At 30.0% G+C, this 20,576-nt stretch carries 15 protein-coding genes; 12 read left to right on the top strand and 3 right to left on the bottom strand.

Annotation, left to right across the window (positions count from 1 at the left end; all coding sequences use genetic code 11):
- Positions 1-86: 86 nt before the first annotated feature.
- Both IPH62_10585 and metH read left to right on the top strand, forming a co-directional pair.
- On the top strand, positions 87-1,133 hold the full coding sequence (locus IPH62_10585; GenBank protein MBK7105719.1) for a DUF1016 family protein: 1,047 nt from the start codon (positions 87-89) through the stop codon (positions 1,131-1,133).
- Positions 1,123-4,815: a methionine synthase gene (gene metH / locus IPH62_10580; GenBank protein ID MBK7105718.1), complete on the top strand. Its 3,693-nt coding sequence runs from the start codon at positions 1,123-1,125 to the stop codon at positions 4,813-4,815. The genes IPH62_10585 and metH overlap by 11 nt, the downstream gene beginning before the upstream one ends.
- A 37-nt stretch (positions 4,816-4,852) precedes the next feature.
- Here metH and IPH62_10575 read toward each other — a convergent pair whose 3' ends face one another.
- The gene (locus tag IPH62_10575; GenBank protein ID MBK7105717.1) at positions 4,853-6,379 is read right to left on the bottom strand and encodes a serine hydrolase; all 1,527 of its coding nucleotides are present in this window, start codon (positions 6,377-6,379) and stop codon (positions 4,853-4,855) included.
- A 235-nt stretch (positions 6,380-6,614) separates the two neighbouring features.
- Between IPH62_10575 and IPH62_10570 the strand changes: the two genes are divergently transcribed.
- The 3 genes from IPH62_10570 to IPH62_10560 all read left to right on the top strand — a co-directional run bounded on the left by IPH62_10570 (position 6,615) and on the right by IPH62_10560 (position 10,965).
- The gene (locus tag IPH62_10570) at positions 6,615-7,790 is read left to right on the top strand and encodes a T9SS type A sorting domain-containing protein (protein ID MBK7105716.1); all 1,176 of its coding nucleotides are present in this window, start codon (positions 6,615-6,617) and stop codon (positions 7,788-7,790) included.
- 135 nt (positions 7,791-7,925) lie between these two features.
- Positions 7,926-9,830, top strand: coding sequence for a CocE/NonD family hydrolase (locus tag IPH62_10565; GenBank protein ID MBK7105715.1), 1,905 nt, complete (start codon positions 7,926-7,928; stop codon positions 9,828-9,830).
- Between the two features lies 1 nt (position 9,831).
- Positions 9,832-10,965 carry an amidohydrolase gene (locus IPH62_10560; protein ID MBK7105714.1) on the top strand — a complete coding sequence of 378 codons (1,134 nt, stop codon included), beginning with the start codon at positions 9,832-9,834 and terminating at the stop codon, positions 10,963-10,965.
- 6 nt (positions 10,966-10,971) lie between these two features.
- On the opposite strand, the gene lepB is transcribed toward IPH62_10560, so the two are convergent.
- The gene (gene lepB, locus IPH62_10555) at positions 10,972-11,859 is read right to left on the bottom strand and encodes a signal peptidase I (GenBank protein ID MBK7105713.1); all 888 of its coding nucleotides are present in this window, start codon (positions 11,857-11,859) and stop codon (positions 10,972-10,974) included.
- A 125-nt stretch (positions 11,860-11,984) separates the two neighbouring features.
- On the opposite strand from lepB, the gene IPH62_10550 reads away from it, so the two are divergent.
- The gene (locus IPH62_10550) at positions 11,985-12,404 is read left to right on the top strand and encodes a DUF1801 domain-containing protein (GenBank protein MBK7105712.1); all 420 of its coding nucleotides are present in this window, start codon (positions 11,985-11,987) and stop codon (positions 12,402-12,404) included.
- Between the two features lie 56 nt (positions 12,405-12,460).
- Here the strand turns inward: IPH62_10550 and IPH62_10545 are convergent, their stop codons facing one another.
- Positions 12,461-13,960 carry an OmpA family protein gene (locus tag IPH62_10545; GenBank protein MBK7105711.1) on the bottom strand — a complete coding sequence of 500 codons (1,500 nt, stop codon included), beginning with the start codon at positions 13,958-13,960 and terminating at the stop codon, positions 12,461-12,463.
- Positions 13,961-14,546: 586 nt separating this feature from the next.
- Between IPH62_10545 and IPH62_10540 the strand changes: the two genes are divergently transcribed.
- Genes IPH62_10540 through IPH62_10515 form a run of 6 tightly spaced genes read left to right on the top strand, consistent with a single transcriptional unit; the run spans position 14,547 to position 20,440 of the window.
- The gene (locus IPH62_10540; GenBank protein MBK7105710.1) at positions 14,547-15,572 is read left to right on the top strand and encodes an N-acetyl-gamma-glutamyl-phosphate reductase; all 1,026 of its coding nucleotides are present in this window, start codon (positions 14,547-14,549) and stop codon (positions 15,570-15,572) included.
- The gene (gene argJ, locus IPH62_10535) at positions 15,565-16,803 is read left to right on the top strand and encodes a bifunctional glutamate N-acetyltransferase/amino-acid acetyltransferase ArgJ (protein MBK7105709.1); all 1,239 of its coding nucleotides are present in this window, start codon (positions 15,565-15,567) and stop codon (positions 16,801-16,803) included. The genes IPH62_10540 and argJ overlap by 8 nt, the downstream gene beginning before the upstream one ends.
- A 10-nt stretch (positions 16,804-16,813) precedes the next feature.
- Positions 16,814-17,566: an acetylglutamate kinase gene (gene argB, locus IPH62_10530; GenBank protein MBK7105708.1), complete on the top strand. Its 753-nt coding sequence runs from the start codon at positions 16,814-16,816 to the stop codon at positions 17,564-17,566.
- Positions 17,556-18,761 (top strand): aspartate aminotransferase family protein, encoded by a 1,206-nt coding sequence (locus IPH62_10525; protein ID MBK7105707.1) that lies wholly within the window; start codon positions 17,556-17,558, stop codon positions 18,759-18,761. Before argB ends, IPH62_10525 begins: the two co-directional genes overlap by 11 nt.
- A complete protein-coding gene (locus IPH62_10520) occupies positions 18,746-19,204 on the top strand; it encodes an arginine repressor (protein MBK7105706.1) in 459 nt (152 codons plus the stop codon). Before IPH62_10525 ends, IPH62_10520 begins: the two co-directional genes overlap by 16 nt.
- Before the next feature lie 12 nt (positions 19,205-19,216).
- A complete protein-coding gene (locus IPH62_10515; protein ID MBK7105705.1) occupies positions 19,217-20,440 on the top strand; it encodes an argininosuccinate synthase in 1,224 nt (407 codons plus the stop codon).
- Positions 20,441-20,576: the final 136 nt, after the last annotated feature.

Here is a 20,576-nt window from a genome sequence, read left to right as displayed (position 1 = left end):
AATTACTTTCAAAATTAGTTATATTATATTTAGATGTAAAATATGAATAAATAAATCGATAATATAATTTCTTCGAGCTGTTTTTAATGGCGATCTCAAAAAAACAAAATATAACTTTACTTAGTTCAATTGTTGAGTTAATTGAAAACTCTAGAAAACAAGCAGCTATTAATATCAATAGTGAGCTTACAATTTTATACTGGAATATTGGGAAAAAAATTAATGAAGATATTTTGTTAAGTAAGCGGGCTGATTATGGTAAGAACATTGTTTTAGATTTAAGTGAAAAACTTACAAATTATTATGGAAAGGGATTTAGCAAGCAAAATCTTCACAACTTTATTAAGTTCAGTGAATTATATAATTCTTTGGAATTTGTCTACTCACTGAGTAGACAATTAACATGGACTCATATCAGAAATATTATTTATATAGAAGACAAAATTAAACGTGAGTTTTATATCCAAATGTGTGTTCATGAAAAATGGAGTGTAAGAACTTTACAAGATAAAGTAGAAAGTCTATTATTCGAAAGAACAGCAATAAGCAAAAAACCTGAAGAAACAATAATTAATGATTTACAAAAACTAAAAAATGAAAATCAAATTACACCAGATTTAGCCTTTAGAGATCCTTATATTTTGGATTTTTTAGGTCTCCACAATTCATTTAGTGAAAAAGATCTTGAATCGGCAATATTATTAAATCTGCAAAATTTCATTACGGAATTGGGAACTGATTTTGCGTTTCTTGCTCGTCAAAAAAGAATAATAATCGATAATGAAGATTTTTATATTGATCTGCTTTTTTATCATAGAACACTAAAATGTTTAGTTGTAATTGATTTAAAATTAGGAAAGTTTAAAGCCGCTTATAAAGGTCAAATGGAACTTTATTTACGCTGGCTTGAGAAAAATGAAAAGAAGGAAGATGAAAACCAGCCAATTGGTTTAATTTTGTGCAGTGAAAAATCTACGGAACAAATAAAATATTTACTTCTGGATAATAATAAACAAATAAAAGTTGCCGAATATTTAACAAAATTACCTTCAAAAAATATTTTAATTGATAAGCTGCAAAAAGCAATTTTACTTGCAAAAAATATTTCAGAAAATACTTCAAATGGTAAATAAAATGTTTATAAATAAATTCCAAACAATAAAACAAATTTTAGAAAAACGAATTCTAATTCTTGATGGCGCAATGGGAAGTTTGATTCAGAGATACAAATTTACCGAATCAGATTTTCGAGGTGAACAATTTAAAAATCATCCAAAAACTTTGCGTGGTGATAATGATTTACTTTCCATAACTCAGCCAAATATTATTAAAGAAATTCATAAACTTTATCTTGAAGCTGGTGCTGATATTATTGAAACAAATACATTTAATGCAACTTCAATTTCTCAAGCTGATTATGGAATGGAAAAATTTGTTTATGATATTAATTTTCAATCAGCAAAAATTGCGAAAGAAATTGCAGAAGAATTTACAAAACAAAATTCAGCTAAACCCAGATTTGTTGCTGGTTCTATTGGTCCAACTAACAAAACTCTTTCAATGTCATCCAAAGTTGAAGATCCCGGAGCAAGAGCTTTAACTTTTGATGAAATGAAAAATTCATATTATGATCAAATTCGTGGATTGGTTGATGGCGGTGTTGATATTATTTTGATTGAAACAATTACAGATACATTGAACGCAAAGTCTGCACTTTTTGCTGCTCAACAATATTTTCAAGAAAAGAAAATTAATTTGCCAATAATGATTTCCGGAACTATTGTTGATCAAAGCGGCAGAACACTTTCCGGACAAACATTTGAAGCTTTTTGGCACTCAATTTCTCACACACCAAATTTATTAAGTGTTGGGTTAAATTGTTCATTAGGTCCAACTCAAATGCGTCCGTTTATTCAAGAAATATCTGATCTTGCAAGTTGTTTTGTAAGCATTTATCCAAATGCCGGATTACCGAATGAATTTGGAAATTATGATGAAACACCAAATCAAATGTACAAAGTGCTTTCGGAATATGCGAAATACGGAAACTTCAATATTGTCGGCGGCTGCTGCGGAACAACTCCCGAACACATTAAAGCTTTTACGGAAATATCAAAACAATTCAAACCGCGAATTCCAAAAGAGAAAAGTAAACTTCTTTCATTAAGCGGATTAGAGCCTTTAGTTGTAAGACCCGATTCAAACTTTATAAATATTGGCGAACGCACAAATGTTATGGGCTCTAAAAAATTTGCAAGATTAATTAAAGAAGAAAAATATTCGGAAGCATTATCTGTAGCTCGTGATCAAGTAGAAAATGGTGCCCAAGTTATTGATATAAATATGGATGACGCAATGATTGATGCGGAAAATGCAATCACAAAATTCCTTAATTTAATTGCATCAGAACCGGATATTGCTAAAGTTCCGATTATGTTAGATTCTTCAAAATGGAGTGTAATTGAAGCCGGTTTAAAATGTTTGCAAGGAAAAGGAATTGTAAATTCCATAAGTATGAAAGAAGGCGAAGAAATTTTTAAAGATCATGCAAGAAAAGTTTTAAATTACAGATCGGCGGTAATTGTTATGGCTTTTAATGAAAAAGGTCAAGCTGATTCTTACGAACGAAAAATTGAGATATGTGAACGTGCTTATAAAATCTTAACCGAAGAAATTAATTTCCCGCCGGAAGATATAATTTTTGATCCAAATATTTTTGCAATTGCAACCGGAATTAAAGAACATAATAATTACGCAGTTGATTTTATTGAGGCAACAAAATGGATTAAACAAAATCTTCCTTTTGCAAAAGTTTCCGGTGGAGTTAGCAATTTATCTTTTTCATTTCGAGGGAATGATACAGTTCGTGAAGCCATGCATTCGGCATTTTTGTATCATGCAATTAAAGCCGGAATGGATATGGGAATTGTAAATGCCGGACAATTAGAAATTTATGAAGAAATTCCAAAAGACTTACTGAAATTAGTAGAAGACGTAATTTTAAACAGAAATGATAATTCAACAGAAATATTAATTGAGTTTGCTCAATCAATTCAGCAAAAAAATAAAACTGAAATTAAAGTTGATGAATGGCGAAACGCTAATATTGAAAGTCGATTGGAACATTCTTTAATCAAAGGAATAGACAATTTTATTGAGTCAGATATTGAAGAAGCTCGTAAAAAATTCAAATCGCCTCTTGATATTATTGAAGGTCCGATGATGAACGGAATGAACAAAGTTGGTGATTTATTTGGCTCGGGGAAAATGTTTTTACCACAAGTAGTAAAAAGTGCACGAGTTATGAAAAAAGCAGTCGCATATTTAATTCCGTTTATTGAAGAGGAACAAAGGTCAACCGGTGAAATTAAAAAAGCCGGAAAGATTTTACTTGCAACCGTAAAAGGAGATGTTCACGATATCGGTAAAAATATTGTGGGAGTTGTACTAAGCTGCAACAATTATGATATTATTGATCTTGGCGTTATGGTTCCTTCCGAACATATTATTTCCAAAGCGAAAGATGAAAATGTTGATATTATTGGATTAAGTGGATTGATAACTCCTTCGCTTGATGAAATGATTCACGTAGCAAAAGAATTAGAAAGAGAAAAATTTAATTTGCCGCTATTAATTGGCGGAGCAACAACTTCTAAAGTTCATACTTCTGTAAAAATTGATGAAAATTATTCTGGACCGGTAATTCATGTTTTGGATGCATCGAAAGCTGTTGCAGTTGCAGGAAAATTATTAAATCAAAATAGTAAAGATATTTTCACTCAAAATATTTCTGATCAATATAATTTAATTCGCGAGAATCATTCAAGAAAACACAATACCCAAAATTTAATTAGTCTTGATGAAGCAAGAAAAAATAAATTAGAATTGAATTGGAATGAAATTGAAATAACAAAACCAAATAATTTTGATTTAATAATCGAGCAAAATTTTCCATTAGAGCAATTAAGAGAATATATTGATTGGACACCATTCTTTATTACTTGGGAATTGAAAGGAAAATATCCGTCAATTTTTGAAAATGAAAAATATGGAAATGAAGCAAAAAAACTTTTTGATGATGCAAATAAATTATTGGATATAATTATTTCAGAAAAATTATTGACCGTAAAAAGTATATGTAAAATCTTTTCAGCAAATAGTTTTGAAGATGATATTTTATTATTCGAAAATGAAAATAGTAACAAAGTAATTTCGACTTTTCATACTTTACGACAGCAAAATGATAAACAAAATAAATTTCCAAATTTAGCACTATCTGATTTTATTGCACCGCAAAGTTCTAACATTAAAGATTATATTGGATTGTTTGCAGATACTGCCGGAATTGGCTCAAAAGAATTAGTCGAGAAATTTGAAAAAGATCACGATGATTATAATGCAATTATGGTAAAAGCTTTAGCTGATCGATTAGCTGAAGCTTATGCGGAATTATTGCATCAAAAAGTTAGAAAAGAAATTTGGGGTTACGCAAAAAATGAAGAAATATCAAAGGATGATTTAATTAAAGAAAAATATACTGGAATTCGTCCAGCGCCGGGATATCCGGCTCAACCTGATCATACTGAAAAAATTACTTTATTTAATTTGTTAGATGTAGAAAAAAATATTGGAATTTCATTGACAGAAAATTTAGCTATGAATCCGCCGGCTTCTATTTGCGGATTATATTTTGCAAATCCCGAAGCAAAATATTTTTCTGTGGGAAATATTCTTCAAGATCAAGTTGAAGATTATGCAAAAAGGAAAAATGTTTCTATTGAAGAAATAGAAAAATGGCTGAGACCAATTTTATAAAATGTAAAATTATTTATTCATCAAAAAAATTATATGACTATTCAATAATTTTTACAAAATTATAAGGTTGATAATCAACAAAATTATCAACATATAAATCAAATGAAATTACTTTTCCCTCTTTTACATAAAACTGAAAAACTTTTTTTCCGTATGTTGGATCTGAATACGTACAGAAAAATCTATTGTTTCCAATATATTCTAACTTTCCAATTAATTTAGAATGGTGTTCTAATTTTAGTTCTAATGAATTTTCATTTTTTGTTAACTCTCCAAAACCATAAACTTCATTTTCATACTTACCTTCAAAATCCGATAAACCAATTTCCGATTTAATATTCATTTTTACAGAATCTTGAATTTCTTTTAATCTTATTCGCATTTTGTTTCTATCCTTCAATTCTTCGGCATAATAAGTTGAATCATAATTTCTGTATGGAAGATTTAAAAATGCATCAAGAATTTCCCAACGCAAAGAATAAAATAGAGCATTTTGGTCGTTGTTGGTTAGTACAACAATTCCAAGTTTTTCCTCCGGCATTAATGTTACAGAAGTTAAAAATCCGTTTACTCCGCCGGTGTGAGAAATAATTTCTCTTCCTTCATAATCTTGCAATCCCCAGCCCATTCCATATAAAGAATAATGAGTTTTATTATAAGGATGTTTAACTCTTCGCTCAATTGTTAATGGCTGTCTTGTTTTTTGAATAACAGAAAAAGGAATTATTTTTTCTCCGTTAAATTTTCCGCTATCAAGCTGAGCAAGTACCCAATGACTCATATCATTTATTGATGATCCGATACTTCCGGCCGGAGCAAGATTATCAATGTTTTGTAAATCCAATAAACTCATTTTATTATTTACAAATGAATGAGGTTTTGCAATATTCGTACAATTTATAAATTCTTGAGAATATGCAACTGTATTTTCCATTTCTAATGGTTTGAAAGTTTTGTTTTTTAAAAATTCTCCCCAAGTTTGATTTGAAATTTTTTCTATCACTTTTCCGGCAATTGCATAACCGGCATTGGTATAACCATATTTTGTTCTAAAATTATATTTTGGTGTTAGCAATCCAAATTTCTCTATAACTTCATCGCTTGACAAATCTGAAGTCCAATAGATAAAATCACCTTGAAATGTTTCCATTCCCATTCTGTGAGAAACAATATCTTGCAAATTTAGTTCATTATTTATCCAGCTGTCTTTCATTTTAAAATCCGGAAGATATTTAATTACCTTATCATCAAGTTTTAATTTTTGTTCGTGTTCAAGCAAAGCCAAAGCAGATCCGGTAAAGGCTTTAGTGTTTGATCCAATCATGAACAAAGTATTTTTATCAACTTTATTTTGTGTTCCTAATTCAGTTACACCGTAACCTTTTTCGAAAACTATTTTTCCATCTTTTACAATTAAAACCGCAACTCCGGGAATTTCCCAATTTTGCGTTCCCCTTTCTATGTAATTATCCAAACTGTCTGCAATAAATTTTGGAAGTGATTGTGCGTTTATGTTATAAAAAAACAATAATAAAAATGAAATTATTAATTGATGCTTTTTCATTTTAAATTCCTTAGATGTTATTTACAAAAATATGGATATTTTTTTCACTGATAATAATATTAAAATATTTCTCATTTCATAACAATTTAAATTTCCCATATTGATTATTAGTTTCTCATAATAAATTTCATAAATCGATAATTTCTACAAGTAATTTTTACATACTAATATTATATCAACTGAAATTTATCAATTCAAATGAGTTTTTAGTTTGGTTTAATTTTTGCAATAAATAATGAAAAATAAAGTTGAGGCTTTGATGAAGAATTCTTTACTTAAATTTTTTGCACTTTTCTTAACATTAACAAATTATTTTTTCGCTCAAGGAATTATAGCAAATCACAATTGCACAGATATTAATCAAATTCCGGAATCAGCAATCATTGAAGCAAAAAATAAATTGCATGTTGCATATGGACACACATCTCACGGAAGCCAAATAATTTCCGGAATGGAAAATTTAGATGAATTTATGAATGGAAATGGTTTATTTAATTTTCACGATGGAACTGATGAAGGTTTTTTGGATATTGATGATTATTTTGTAGATGGAGATTTGGGAAATCCAGATCGTACAACTTGGGCAGAACGAACAAGAACTTATCTAAACAATTCTCAAAATTCTAATGTAAATGTTGTGATGTGGTCTTGGTGCGGACAAGCAAGTTCGGCTTCTGAAGTAGATATAAATACTTACTTAAATTTGATGACACAACTTGAAAGTGATTTCCCGAATGTAAAATTTGTTTATATGACTGGACATCTCGACGGCTCAGGTTTGGAAGGAAATTTACATTTACGAAATGAACAAATCAGAAATTATTGCATTACAAATAATAAAATTCTTTTTGATTTTGCCGATATTGAAAGTTACGATCCCGATGGAAATTATTTTGGTGATAAATATCCAAATGATAATTGTGATTATGACAGCGATGGAAACGGTACCCAAAATGCAAATTGGGCAATCGAATGGCAAAATTCCCATATAGAAAATGTTGATTGGTACAATTGTTCAGCTGCACATTCGCAAGCTTTAAATGGAAATCAAAAAGCTTATGCAGCTTGGTGGCTTTGGGCAAAACTTTCCGGATGGAATGAAACTACTTCAACTCAAAATCAAAATAATTTTACTCAATTTAAATTGGAAAATAATTATCCGAATCCGTTTAATCCTTCTACAAATATAAATTTCAGCATTGCGAAAAACGAAAACGTACGAATTGATATTTTTAATTCCCTCGGTCAATTGGTAAAAACTTTGTTAAATGAAAATCTTTCACAAGGAAATTACTCTGTTAATTGGAATGGTGAAAATTTTGAGAATAAAAAAGTTTCTTCTGGAGTTTATATTTACAAATTGCAATCCGGAATTTTCTCGCAATCTAAAATGATGGTTCTTCAAAAATAATTTCTTCATATTCCCCAATTCATTAAGAGTTGGGGATTTTTTCATTTCATAATACATTTCTCATTAATTAAAAATTGAAATAAAAAAATAATAACCATATTTTCGTACCAACTTATTTACATCTTTGGAAACGTAATGAAAATTTATCCTCAAAAAACAATTTTTGTATTATCAATTTTTCTTTCAATAATTTCAAGCAATTCTACATTTTCAATAAATGATGATTCACTTTTCTTTGCGCAAAATTACGATAAACAAGAAATCACAATTAAAATGAGAGATGGAATAAATTTATTTACCGCAATTTATTTGCCAAAAAATAAATCTGAAAAACAGCCTATAATTATTTGGCGCACGCCGTATAGCTGTCAGCCATATGGTGAAAATAATTACTTTTCACGAAGCTTAAATACTTTTCTTCACTTTATAAAAAATAATTACATAATTGTAATTCAAGATGTCCGCGGTAGATTTATGTCGGAAGGAAATTTTATTGATATGCGCCCATACATTCCGAATAAAATAAATAATTCGCAAGTTGATGAAAGTTCCGATGCTTATGATACAATTGAATGGCTTATAAATAATGTAGAAAACAATAACGGTAATGTAGGAGTTTGGGGAATTTCTTATCCCGGATTTTATGCAACGATGGCAGCAATAGATGCTCATCCAAATTTAAAAGCTGTTTCTCCGCAAGCACCAATTGCCGATTGGTTTGTTGCAGATGATATGCATCATTACGGAGCTTTAACTTTAACTATGACTTTTAATTTTTTCAATCAATTTGGAGTTGCAAGAAATGATTTAACAAAAATTTGGCCGGATGGAGTAAATTTTAATTCACCAGATGCATACAACTTTTTCTTAAAATTAGGTTCGTTAAAAAACATAAACAAATTATATTTCAAAAATAATATTGCTTTTTGGGATAGCGTTATTTCTCATCCAAATTATGATTTTTATTGGCAAGAAAAAAATACACTTCCTCATTTCAAAAATATTAAACCGGCAATTCTTACTGTCGGCGGCTGGTTTGATGGAGAAGACCTTTTCGGTGCAATAAATACCTATCAATCAATTGAAATAAGAAATTCTAACATAAATAATAGTTTAGTGTTAGGTCCTTGGCCACACGGCGGTTGGACGCGAACTGATGGGAATAAATTTGGTGATATAAATTTTAATTCAAATACCAGCAAATTTTACGTTGATAGTATTGAACTTCCTTTTTTTAATTATTATTTAAAGAATGAAGGACAATTAAATTTGGCAGAAGCATATATTTTTGAAACCGGAAAAAATATTTGGAATAAATTTGATCTATATCCGCCTAAAAATATTGAAGAAAAAAATCTTTACTTAAACTCCGAAAATGCAATTACATTTTCTTATCCTCAAAATTCCGAAATTATTTTTGATGAATATATAAGTGATCCGAAAAAACCCGTTCCGTATTCTTCTAAATTTATTGATGCGAAAGATTATTATTATAAAGAATATTTAAACGAAGATCAGCGCTTTGTTTCTACACGACAAGATGTTTTGGTTTATGAAACCGAAATATTGCAAAATGATTTTAGTATTATCGGACCAATTGAAGCTGAGCTTTTTGTTTCTACTTCCGGTACTGATTCCGATTGGATTGTAAAAGTAATCGACGTATTTCCGGATTCTACAAAAGATATAAAAATTGGTGATACTGAAATTGAAATGGGCGGATATCAAATGTTGGTTCGCAGTGAAATACTTAGAGGAAAATATCGAAATAGTTTGGAATTCACCGAACCGTTTATTCCAAATGAAATTACGAAAGTGAAAATTAATTTAAATGATGTTTGTCATACTTTTAAGAAGGGTCATAAAATTATGGTGCAAATACAAAGCAGTTGGTTTCCGCTGTTTGATAGAAATCCGCAAAAGTTTATAGATATTTACAATGCCGATGAAAGTGATTTTCATAAAGCAACGCAAAGAATTTATTTTAGTAAAAATTATCCATCAAAAATAAAATTGAATAAACTTATTACAGAAAATTAAAATGAAAACATTGGAAAATATTTTACCAGAAATAATTGAAATAAGAAGACAGCTTCATATAAATCCCGAATTATCTTTTAAAGAATTTAACACAACAAAATTAATTGATGAAAAATTAAATTCATGGGGATTAAGATTTAATAGATTTTGCAATTTAGAAACCGGTGGTTACTGCGATATTGGAGAAGGCGAAATTATTGCATTCCGTTCTGATATTGATGCATTGCCGATTACTGAAGATTCATCTCACGAAATTTGTTCAGAAATTTCCGGAGTGATGCACGCTTGCGGTCATGATTTTCATACTGCAATTGGTTTGGGTTTACTAAAATATTTTAGTGAAAATAAAAATGTACTACAACATAAACTGCGTGTAATTTTTCAACCGGCAGAAGAAGCAGCTCCCGGCGGTGCTGAGCTTGTTGTTAAAGAAAATATTTTGGAAAATGTTAAATCCGTTTTTGCAATTCATGTCGATCCAATGTTGGAAGTGGGAAAATTTAATATTGTTGATGGACCGGTTCAAGCTTCATCAACTTCTATTAAAATTGAATTTTTGGGTCCGGGCGGGCACACTTCCAAACCTTCAGAAACTATTGATTTAATTAACGCTTCGGCTTATTACATAACACAAATTCAAAGTTATATTCAGCAAAATATTGATTCGAGAGAAACTGTAGCTTTTGCATTCGGAACAATTTCCGGTGGTTCTACTCACAATATTATTCCGCAACAAATTTTATTAAAAGGTACCTTACGCACGCATAATAATGAAGTTTTAAACAAGTGTATTTCATTAATGAATTCATTTACAAAATCATTTGCCGAACTTTACAAAATAAAAATTGAAATAAATTTTCCAACAAATTGTCCCGCAACAATTAATGATTCTGCTTTGACAAAAAAATTTATTGAATTTATGAAAATTTCCGGAAGCGCTGATAAATTAGTACTCGATGCTAAACCCTCGATGGGAGCTGATGATTTTGCGTTTTACGGATTGCAAGTTCCAAGTTTATATTTGCAAGTTGGCGCAAAAGGAAGCGGAACTTTACACAGCAAAGATTTAATATTGAATGAAGATTTAATCCAACCGTTACTGGAAGCAATGATTGGATTTATCTCAAATTATTAAAAATTGTTATTCAACTAATTTTGCAATTCTATCAAATCTTATTGAACTTAATAATTTCAATGGCTGATAAAATGGTATATCGGAATCCCACGACCAGAAAATAATCATTGGAGTTCCCACAATATTTTCTCTCGGTACAAATCCCCAAAATCTGCTATCTAAACTGTTATCTCTATTATCTCCCATCATAAAATAATAATCATTTTTCAAAGTATATTCATTTGAATTAATTCCATTAATAAAAATTTTTCCGTTATTTATTTGAACAACTTCACTTCCAAATTCTCTATTTATAATCATTTTCCAATCGTAAATATTTTCCAAAGTTAAATTTATTTTATCACCATTTTTAGGAATTATAATCGGACCATAATTATCTTCATTCCAATTTTTTGAAGGTGGAAAAATTCTAGAATTCTTAATTCCTAATTTCTGAATTGATTGATTTTGATATAGTATATTTGAAGGAATTGGTGATTGTTTTCCATTTACAAAAACCAATTTGTTTCTAATTTCCAAAGTATCACCTGGTAATGCTAAACATCTTTTAACCCAAAATTCAACTTTATCATCAACTAATTGAGTTTGGTCTCCGGGAAATCTAAACACAATTATTTCATTTCTTTTTGGTTCTCGCAAAGTCGGAAATCTAAAGTGCGGAAGTTCAATATTTGTAAATGGAATATAACTTGGAGTTGATGCGCCAAAAATAAATTTATTTATAAATAATCTATCACCCACCAAAATTGTCTTTTCCATTGAAGGAGTTGGTACAATTGAGCCTTCAATTAATGCTGAGGTAACGAAAATAAAGACAAATGCTGTAAGAAATAAACTCTTTACTTCTCTAGAAATTCGATTCAATAATTTCACATTTTTAATTTCTTTTTTCATTTTAATTCCTATTTTTAACTTCAGAATAGACGTGTAAAATTCTAATTGGTTTTCAAATTTAATTTAAACTAATATTTGTACAAACTTCATAATTGATTCGTTTCAGAAAAAAGAAAGGAAATTTTATGTACGAATTAAAAACAAAACTTAATGATGCCAATGTTGAAAATTTTATAAATAAAATTGAAGATTATAATAAAAAAAATCTCTCATTAAAAGTTCTTGACTTAATGAAAAAAGTTACAAAGGAAGAACCCAAAATGTGGGGAACGAGTATTGTTGGTTTTGGCTCGTATCATTATAAATACAAAACGGGACATGAAGGAGATATGTGTTTGGTTGGGTTTTCTCCGCGGAAACAAAATTTAACTTTATATTTAACTTATGATGTTTCACAATATGGAAAAATTTTAGAAAAACTTGGAAAAGTAAAAACCGGTAAAAGTTGTTTATATGTTAAAAAAGAAGAAGATATCGATTTTAAAGTTTTGGAAGATTTAATTTCTAAATCTTATGATTATATGAAAAATATGAAGTGGGAATAATTTTTATATAAAAAAAGGATGCAATTTCTGCATCCTTTTTAAAGAATTCTATTTACTTATTTCGTTCTTGCAAATTCTATTCTTCTATTTTTAGCTTTATTTTCTTTTGTATCATTTGCAACAATTGGTTTTGCAGAACCGTAACCAACTGCTGTTAATCTTTCAGCATTAATACCATTACTTATTAACCAATCTTTTACAGCATCTGCTCTTTGTTGAGATAATTTTTGATTACTTTTTGAATTTCCTACATTATCTGTATGACCGCTAACTTCAACGGAAATATCCGGATAAGTTGTTAAAGTTTTTAAAGCTTTTTGCAACGTAGATTCAGATTCAGGAGTAATTGTTGCTTTGCCGGTTTCAAAAGTAATTCCTTCTAAAACCATTGCAACACCAACTTTTACAACATCATCATCCGGATTTAGCGGATTTGTTCCTCTTTTTACTTCTGCATTATCATCAACAGTTCCGTCATCTGTATCTTTTTTAAATGGATTTGATTTATGTTTTATAACTTCATCTCCGTCAGATAATCCATCTCCATCCGTATCTGCTTTTAACGGATCGGTTTTATGTTTGGTAACTTCTTCACCATCTTTTAAATCATCAGAATCAGTATCAGCTTTAGTTGGATTAGTTTTATATTTTAATAATTCATCAGAATCATTTAAGCCATCACCATCTGTATCAGCTTTTAATGGATCAGTTTTATGAACATTAATTTCATCTGAATCTTTTAAACCGTCACCATCAGTATCAGCTTTGTTTGGATCAGTTTTATAATTATTTACTTCATCACCATCACTTAAGCCATCGCCATCAGAATCAGCAGCTTTGGGATCGGTTTTGGTTTTAAGAAATTCAACACCATCTGATAAACCATCACCATCTGAATCTGCAATTTCCGGATTTGTACCAAGTTCTTCTTCTTGTTCGTCAGTTAATCCATCTCCATCAATATCACTATTTGGATCTCCTGCAGTTACGGTTAAACCAAGTGTAAATGTGAAAAATCCATCGTTATTATCTTTGCTTACTACTGCTTCTAAATTATCTTTTAATCCAAAATAATAACCGGCTGTTGTTTCAAAAGCTACATTTTTTAATAGTCTGAATTGTAAACCAAGACCAACCGGAACAACGCCCATCCAGCCATCTAAATCTTCGCCTTGTGTTGCAACGTCTGGTATGTGTTCAAGTTCATAATGCATGTATCCGGCACCGCCATAAATAAAATAATCGAAATTATCATCAGAATATGGAAAAAGTAATAATCTTAATTCAAGCGGATGAACAACAGTTTGATAATCAGAGCCTGATACTTTTGCAACGCCAATACCCAATTCAGATCCAAAATATTTTGATAAACCATATCTTAAAAATGCTCTTCCAATATGATGTGCGTTTTCACGATTCGAAAAATCGGTTTGTCCAATTGTTCCGCCATAACTAACACCTCCGCCTAAACCTGGTTTATTCAATTGTGAATAAACCGGATTAACTAATACAATTGTTAAAATTGTTGCAAGGAGAATAAACAGTTTTGATTTCATAGCTTTTCCTTTTATTGTGAATGAATTATTTTTTTTCAAATAAATTTTCTACTTTCTTCAATTTACAATTACAAAATAAACTTCAAGAAATTTATTATAACATTAAAAATAACTTATATTTTTTTCAAAGTTAAACATTATTTGATTTTATTAAAAGTTTATGTGAAATTTTAGCAGTTACAAAAAAATAATTAGCTTTATAAAATTAAAAACCAAACCCAAAGAAATGTTAAGAAAATGCAAATTATTAAAATGATTCTATTAAGATTATAGAATTATTGTTTTTTTTTGAAATAATCCCAAATGAAAAACAATAACAAAATAATATTTATGAATATTGTTACGCCTTATTGCATAAATAACATACTAATGATGTTAGAGATGAATTTTTACACAATTTTTTCTTGATTAGATAATATTTTTTTTCGAATATTTCCTACATGAATTTTACAAAATATCATACCGCAAAAGTTAACTTTCTTTCAAGATTTGAAAGTCTACGTGTAACACCGCCGCGCCCCATTTAGGGGGAATAATTTTACATATCGTCAATTTAATTAATTCAAAAAATTTTAAAAGGGAAGAAATGATTTCGGTCGGTATCATTGGTGGTTCCGGTTACACGGGAAAATATATTGTAAAGTTTTGCAGCCAGCATCCAAATGTTGGTGAGTTTTATATTTATGCAAATAAAAGTGCATCGCAAACAATTCATGATATTTTTCCGGATTTTGTTGGTGAAGTTGATAATCAAATTATAAAAAGTATTGAGAATTTAGATTTATCCCATGATGTTTATTTTTTCGCTTTGCCGCACGGAGAATCTTTCAAATACATTCCAAGTTTAATTGATGCAAATAAAAAAGTTATTGATCTTGGTGCAGATTTTAGATTAGATAATGCGGATTTATTTCAACAAACTTACGGATTGGAACACACTTCTTCGGAATTATTGAATTCAAAAATTTATGGTCTGGCAGATATTTTTGCAAATTATTCAACAAATTTAATTGCAAATCCCGGATGTTACCCAACTGCCGCTTTGCTTTCATCAATTCCAATAGTTAAAAATTATGGAAATAATATTCAAAGTATTTCAACGGTTTCTTACTCCGGATTAAGCGGAGCGGGAAAAAAGGCTTCTACCGATTTGCTCTTTGCAGAAAATTACAACAGCGTTAAAGCTTATAATGTTGGAACTCACAGACATGAAGTTGAAATTGAACAAGAATTGAAAAAATATAATTCCAATATTGAATATTCTTTAACAACACATTTGCTTCCGGTTTTCAGCGGAATTTATTCAACTACAATTTTTCATCTTAATTCAAAAATTCAGCAAAATGAAATTGATGAAATTTTTACAAATCAATATCAGCAAAAGGAATTTGTAAGATTGAGAAATTCACCTCCCGAATTAAAATGGGTTATTGGTACAAATTATTGCGATATAAATGTTAAAGTTGCAAAAAGTAAAATAATTGTTACAGCCGCAATCGATAATTTAATTAAAGGAGCTTCCGGTCAAGCTGTTCAAAATATGAATAAAATTTTCGGCTGGAAAGAATCATTGGGAATAAAAAGTTTTAAGGAAGAATTTGAAAATGTCTAACTCAACAATTACCGAAGTGGAAACCAAAATAACTTATATTGAAAATGGATCTGTCACTTCTGCAAAAGGATTTCAAGCATCCGGAATTCATTGCGGATTAAAAAAGAAGAATAAAGATTTAGCGTTAATTTATTCTGAAGTCCCCGCAATATCTGCCGGAGTTTACACATTGAATAAAGCTGCTGCGGCACCGGTAACAATTTCGAAAAATATTACAGATAATAATTCAACGGTTAAAGCAATTATTTGTAATTCCGGAAACGCAAATGCATGCACCGGAGTTGACGGACATTTAGATGCGTTGGCAGTTCAAAAAAGTTGTGCGGAAATTTTAGGAATTAATCAAAATGAAGTTTTGGTAAGCTCAACCGGAGTAATTGGTTTAAAACTTAATGTTGATACAATTAAAAATTCACTTCCACAATTAAAAGAAAATTTAAATGATGATGGCGGATTACTTGCCGCAGAAGCAATTATGACAACAGATTTGTCAAAGAAAAATTTTGCCGTAAAAGTTGAACTTTCCAAAGGTGAAATTATAATTGGCGGAATTGCAAAAGGCAGCGGAATGATTATGCCGAATATGGCAACTATGTTGGGATTTGTTACAACTGATGCAAAAATTTCGAAATCATTATTGCAATCTGCTTTAACGGAATCCGTAAATGATTCTTATAACAAAATTTCTGTCGATGGCGAAACAAGTACAAACGATATGGTTTTATTATTGGCAAACGGATTGAGCAATGTTGAGGTTTTAGAAAATTCCGAAGATTATCAAATATTTGTTTCAGCACTAAAAGATTTATCAATTAAAATGGCTAAATCAATTGTTGCAGATGGTGAAGGCGCAACAAAATTTATTACACTAAATATTACAAATGCGCCAACAGATAAAGATGCAAATATAATTGCGAAAGCTATTGCAAATTCTCCTCTTGTTAAAACTGCAATAAATGGCGGTGATCCAAATTGGGGAAGAGTTATTTCTGCAGCAAGTAGTTCCGGTGCAAATATTCAACCGGAAAAAGTTACACTTTACTTTGATGATTTAGTTTTAATGTCGCCAAATTATAAAATCAATGATGTTGAAAAAGAAGCTGCAAAAATTTTAGAGAATAAAGAAATTACAATTACTCTTGATTTAAATGATGGTAACGCAAACACAACTTGGTGGACTTGCGATTACTCCGAACAATATATTAAAATTAACGCTCACTACAGAACTTAAGAGAAATATTATGAATTTAGCAATTGTAAAAATCAGCGGTAAATATTTAGAAGAATTTACATCAACAATGGCTGGTGTAAATCTTATTAAAAATTTACAACAAAAATATTCTTCGGTTATTTTAATTCACGGCGGCGGAAAATTAATAACCGAATGGGCTGAAAAAATGGGAATAAAATCTGATTTTTTTGAAGGACAAAGAATTACTTGCAAAGAAACTATGGAAATTACCGCGGCGGTTCAAGGCGGATTAATAAACAGTAAACTAACAGCATATTTACACAAACATAGAATCAAAGCAATTGGTTTAAATGGAATTGATATGGATTCATTTATCGCAGAATATGTAAATGATAAATTGGGATTTGTCGGAAACCCAATTTCAAATCTTGATGATGCAAAATGGATTAAAGATTTATTGAAAGACGAAGTGCTTCCGGTTTTCTCAAGTATTTGCAGAGACAAAGATGGCAATTTAATGAATGTTAATGCAGATTTATTCGCCGGTGCAATTGCAAAATTACTTAAAGCTGATTCTGTATTTTTTGTTTCCGATATTGAAGGCGTAATCCTAAACGGAAAATATCAAAATTCTCTTTCCGCTAATGAACTTAAAAACGGAATTTCAACCGGTGAAATTAATAACGGAATGATTCCAAAAATTAATTCTTGTTTGAATTTATTATCAAACGGTGTGAGCAATATTTGGATAGGCAATGAAATAAATAATAATCACGTAAAAGGGACTTGGATTGTCAACTAATTCGGTAAATAAAAGTTATCAAGTAAATACTTATAAAAGAAATCCCGTTGAATTTATTAAAGGAGACGGAGTTTATTTATTTGATAAGGAAGGAAATAAATATTTAGATTTTTTAAGTGGAATTGCAGTAACCGGATTTGGACACAAAAACAAAAAATTAATAAATGCTGCAATCACACAAATTGATAATCTTTGGCATGTTTCAAATTTATTTACTTCAACTCCGCAAGAAGAATTAGCTAAAAAACTTTGCGAGAAATCCGGATTAGACAAAGTATTTTTCTGCAATTCCGGAACCGAAGCGAATGAAGCCGCCATTAAATTTGCAAGAAAATTCGGCAATGGAAAATCAACAATAATTTCTGCAAAGGGAAGTTTTCACGGAAGAACTTACGGAAGTTTATCTGCTTCTGCTCAAGAAAAACTTTGGGAAGGATTTCATCCATTAACTCCGGGATTTGTTAGCGTTCCATTTAATGATTCTGAATCAATAAAAAATGCAATTGACGAAACTACAATAGCCGTAATGCTTGAACCAATTCAAGGTGAAAACGGTATTTTAATTCCCTCTGAAAATTATTTGAGTGAAGTTAGAAATATTTGTGATGAAAAAAATATTCTAATGATTATTGATGAAATCCAAACTGGAAATGGAAGAACCGGAAAATACTTTGCTTATCAGCACAGTAATATTATTCCGGATATTGTAACGCTTGCGAAAGGAATTTCAAACGGACTTCCACTCGGTGCTGTAATTTGTAATAATAAAGTGGCAGAAGCAATTACTCCGGGAAGCCACGGTTCAACATTCGGAGGAAATCCAATTTCAATTTCAGTTGCAAATAAAGTTGCAGATTTAATTACTGATGAGGTTTTACAGAATAATCAAAAACTTGGAAAATTATTTTCAGATAAATTAAATCAAAAAAATATACCTATTATAAAAGAAATTAGAGTAGTTGGATTAATGATTGGTATTGAATTTATTGAGTCTGTTGATGCAAAAAATATTGCAGTAAAACTAATGGATCATAAAATTGTTGTAGGAACTGCCGGAAATAATGTTTTAAGAATTCTTCCGCCATTTATTATTGAAGAGTTACATATTGATCAATTTGTTAATAAATTTATGGAGGTATTAATAATTGATAATTTAATAACAAACCAAAGTGAAGAATTATGTCATCAAAATTAGTTAGACAAAACAAAATTAAAAGAATTCTTACTGAGAGAATTATATCTAATCAAGAACAAATTCTAAAACTTCTTGGTAACGAAGGAGTTACAATCACCCAAGCAACATTGAGCAGAGACTTTGCTGATTTAGGCGTAATAAGAACTTTTACAAATTTGGGCGTTCAATATATTTTAAGCAGTACAGATTACGGCAAAGAAATTGCCAAACTTGTGGGATTGGAAATTTTAAATATTGCTCAGAATGAATCAATGATAGTTCTTAGAACCCTTGCTGGAAGAGCCCAAGGAGTTGCTCATTATATTGATCGTTTGAACAGAGAAGAAATTTTAGGAACAATCGGAGGCGATGATACGGTTTTAATTATTCCAAATAAAGTTGCCAACATTGAAAAAATTCTTGAAATCCTAAAGAATTTAATTACAGATAATTATAAAAAATGAGGTATAAATAAGATGCAAAACAACAAAATAGTTGTGGCTTATTCCGGAGGATTAGACACAAGTGTAATGGTAAAATGGTTAAGTAAAAAGTACAATGCTGAAATCATTACAGTTACCGGAAATTTAGGACAAAAATCTGAAATAGTTAATATTGAAGAAAAGGCATTAAGCACCGGAGCTTCAAAAGCATACGTAGTTAATTTGCAAAAAGAATTTATTGAAGAATATGCTTTTAAAGCTTTGAAAGGCGGAGCACTTTACGAAGGAGAATATCCGCTTGCAACAGCTATCGGTCGCCCTTTATTAGCCAAGCTTATGGTTGAAATTGCACAAAAAGAAAATGCAAACATGATTGCTCACGGCTGTACCGGCAAAGGAAATGATCAAGTTAGATTTGAAGTTGGAATGAAAACTTTGGATCCTAGTATTCAAATTCTTGCACCGTTAAGAACTTGGGAATTTAAAAGCAGAGAAGAAGAAATAATTTATGCGAAGGAAAATAATATCCCCATTTCTGCAAATCTTCAAAAATTATATTCTATTGATGAAAACATTTGGGGAATTGCAACCGAGTGCGGAATCTTAGAAGATACTGCTGAAGCCCCGCCGGAAGATGCATATCAAATAACTACAAATCCGAAAGATGCACCGCAAAAATCTGAAATTATTAAAATTACTTTTGAAAAAGGAATTCCGGTTAAGTTAGATGGCGTTGAAATGCCCGGAGCTCAATTGGTTAGCACATTGAATGATATTGGAGGAAAACATGGAATTGGAAGATTAGATATTATTGAAAATAGAGTTGTTGGAATTAAATCAAGAGAAGTTTACGAAGCACCCGGAGCAATTATTTTACATGAAGCTCACAGACAATTAGAAAAACTCACTTTGGATAAAGATACATTCAGATATAAACAAAATGCATCAAACACTTATGCAAATTTAATTTATGACGGATTTTGGTTCACACCTTTATTTGAATCGCTAACAGCATTTTTCGATAAAGTTCAAGAAAGAGTAAGCGGAGATGTAACTTTAGAACTTTATAAAGGAACAATAAAAATTCTTGCAAGAATTTCGGAAAATAGTTTGTATAATCAAGAATTGGCAACTTACACTGAAGAAGATACATTTAATCATAAAGATGCTGAAGGTTTTATAAATATTACAAGTTTACCGCATCAAGTAATTACCAGACACACAAAAAAAGAATTCGAAAAGGTTAAAAGTTTATAAAATATAAATCGTGATATTTCAAAAGACAAAATGCAAATAACTCAAGAAAGTGTTTTTGTGTTTTATCTTTTTTGTTTAATGTTTGTTTGATTTTTATTTTTTGCTATTTGTATTTTTCACAATTCACTTCAACGGA

The sequence above is a fragment of the Ignavibacteriota bacterium genome (assembly GCA_016708125.1).
Classification (GTDB): domain Bacteria; phylum Bacteroidota; class Ignavibacteria; order Ignavibacteriales; family Melioribacteraceae.
The sequence above is the reverse complement of the archived record's forward strand: the minus strand, read 5'-3'. Positions and strand labels throughout refer to the sequence as shown.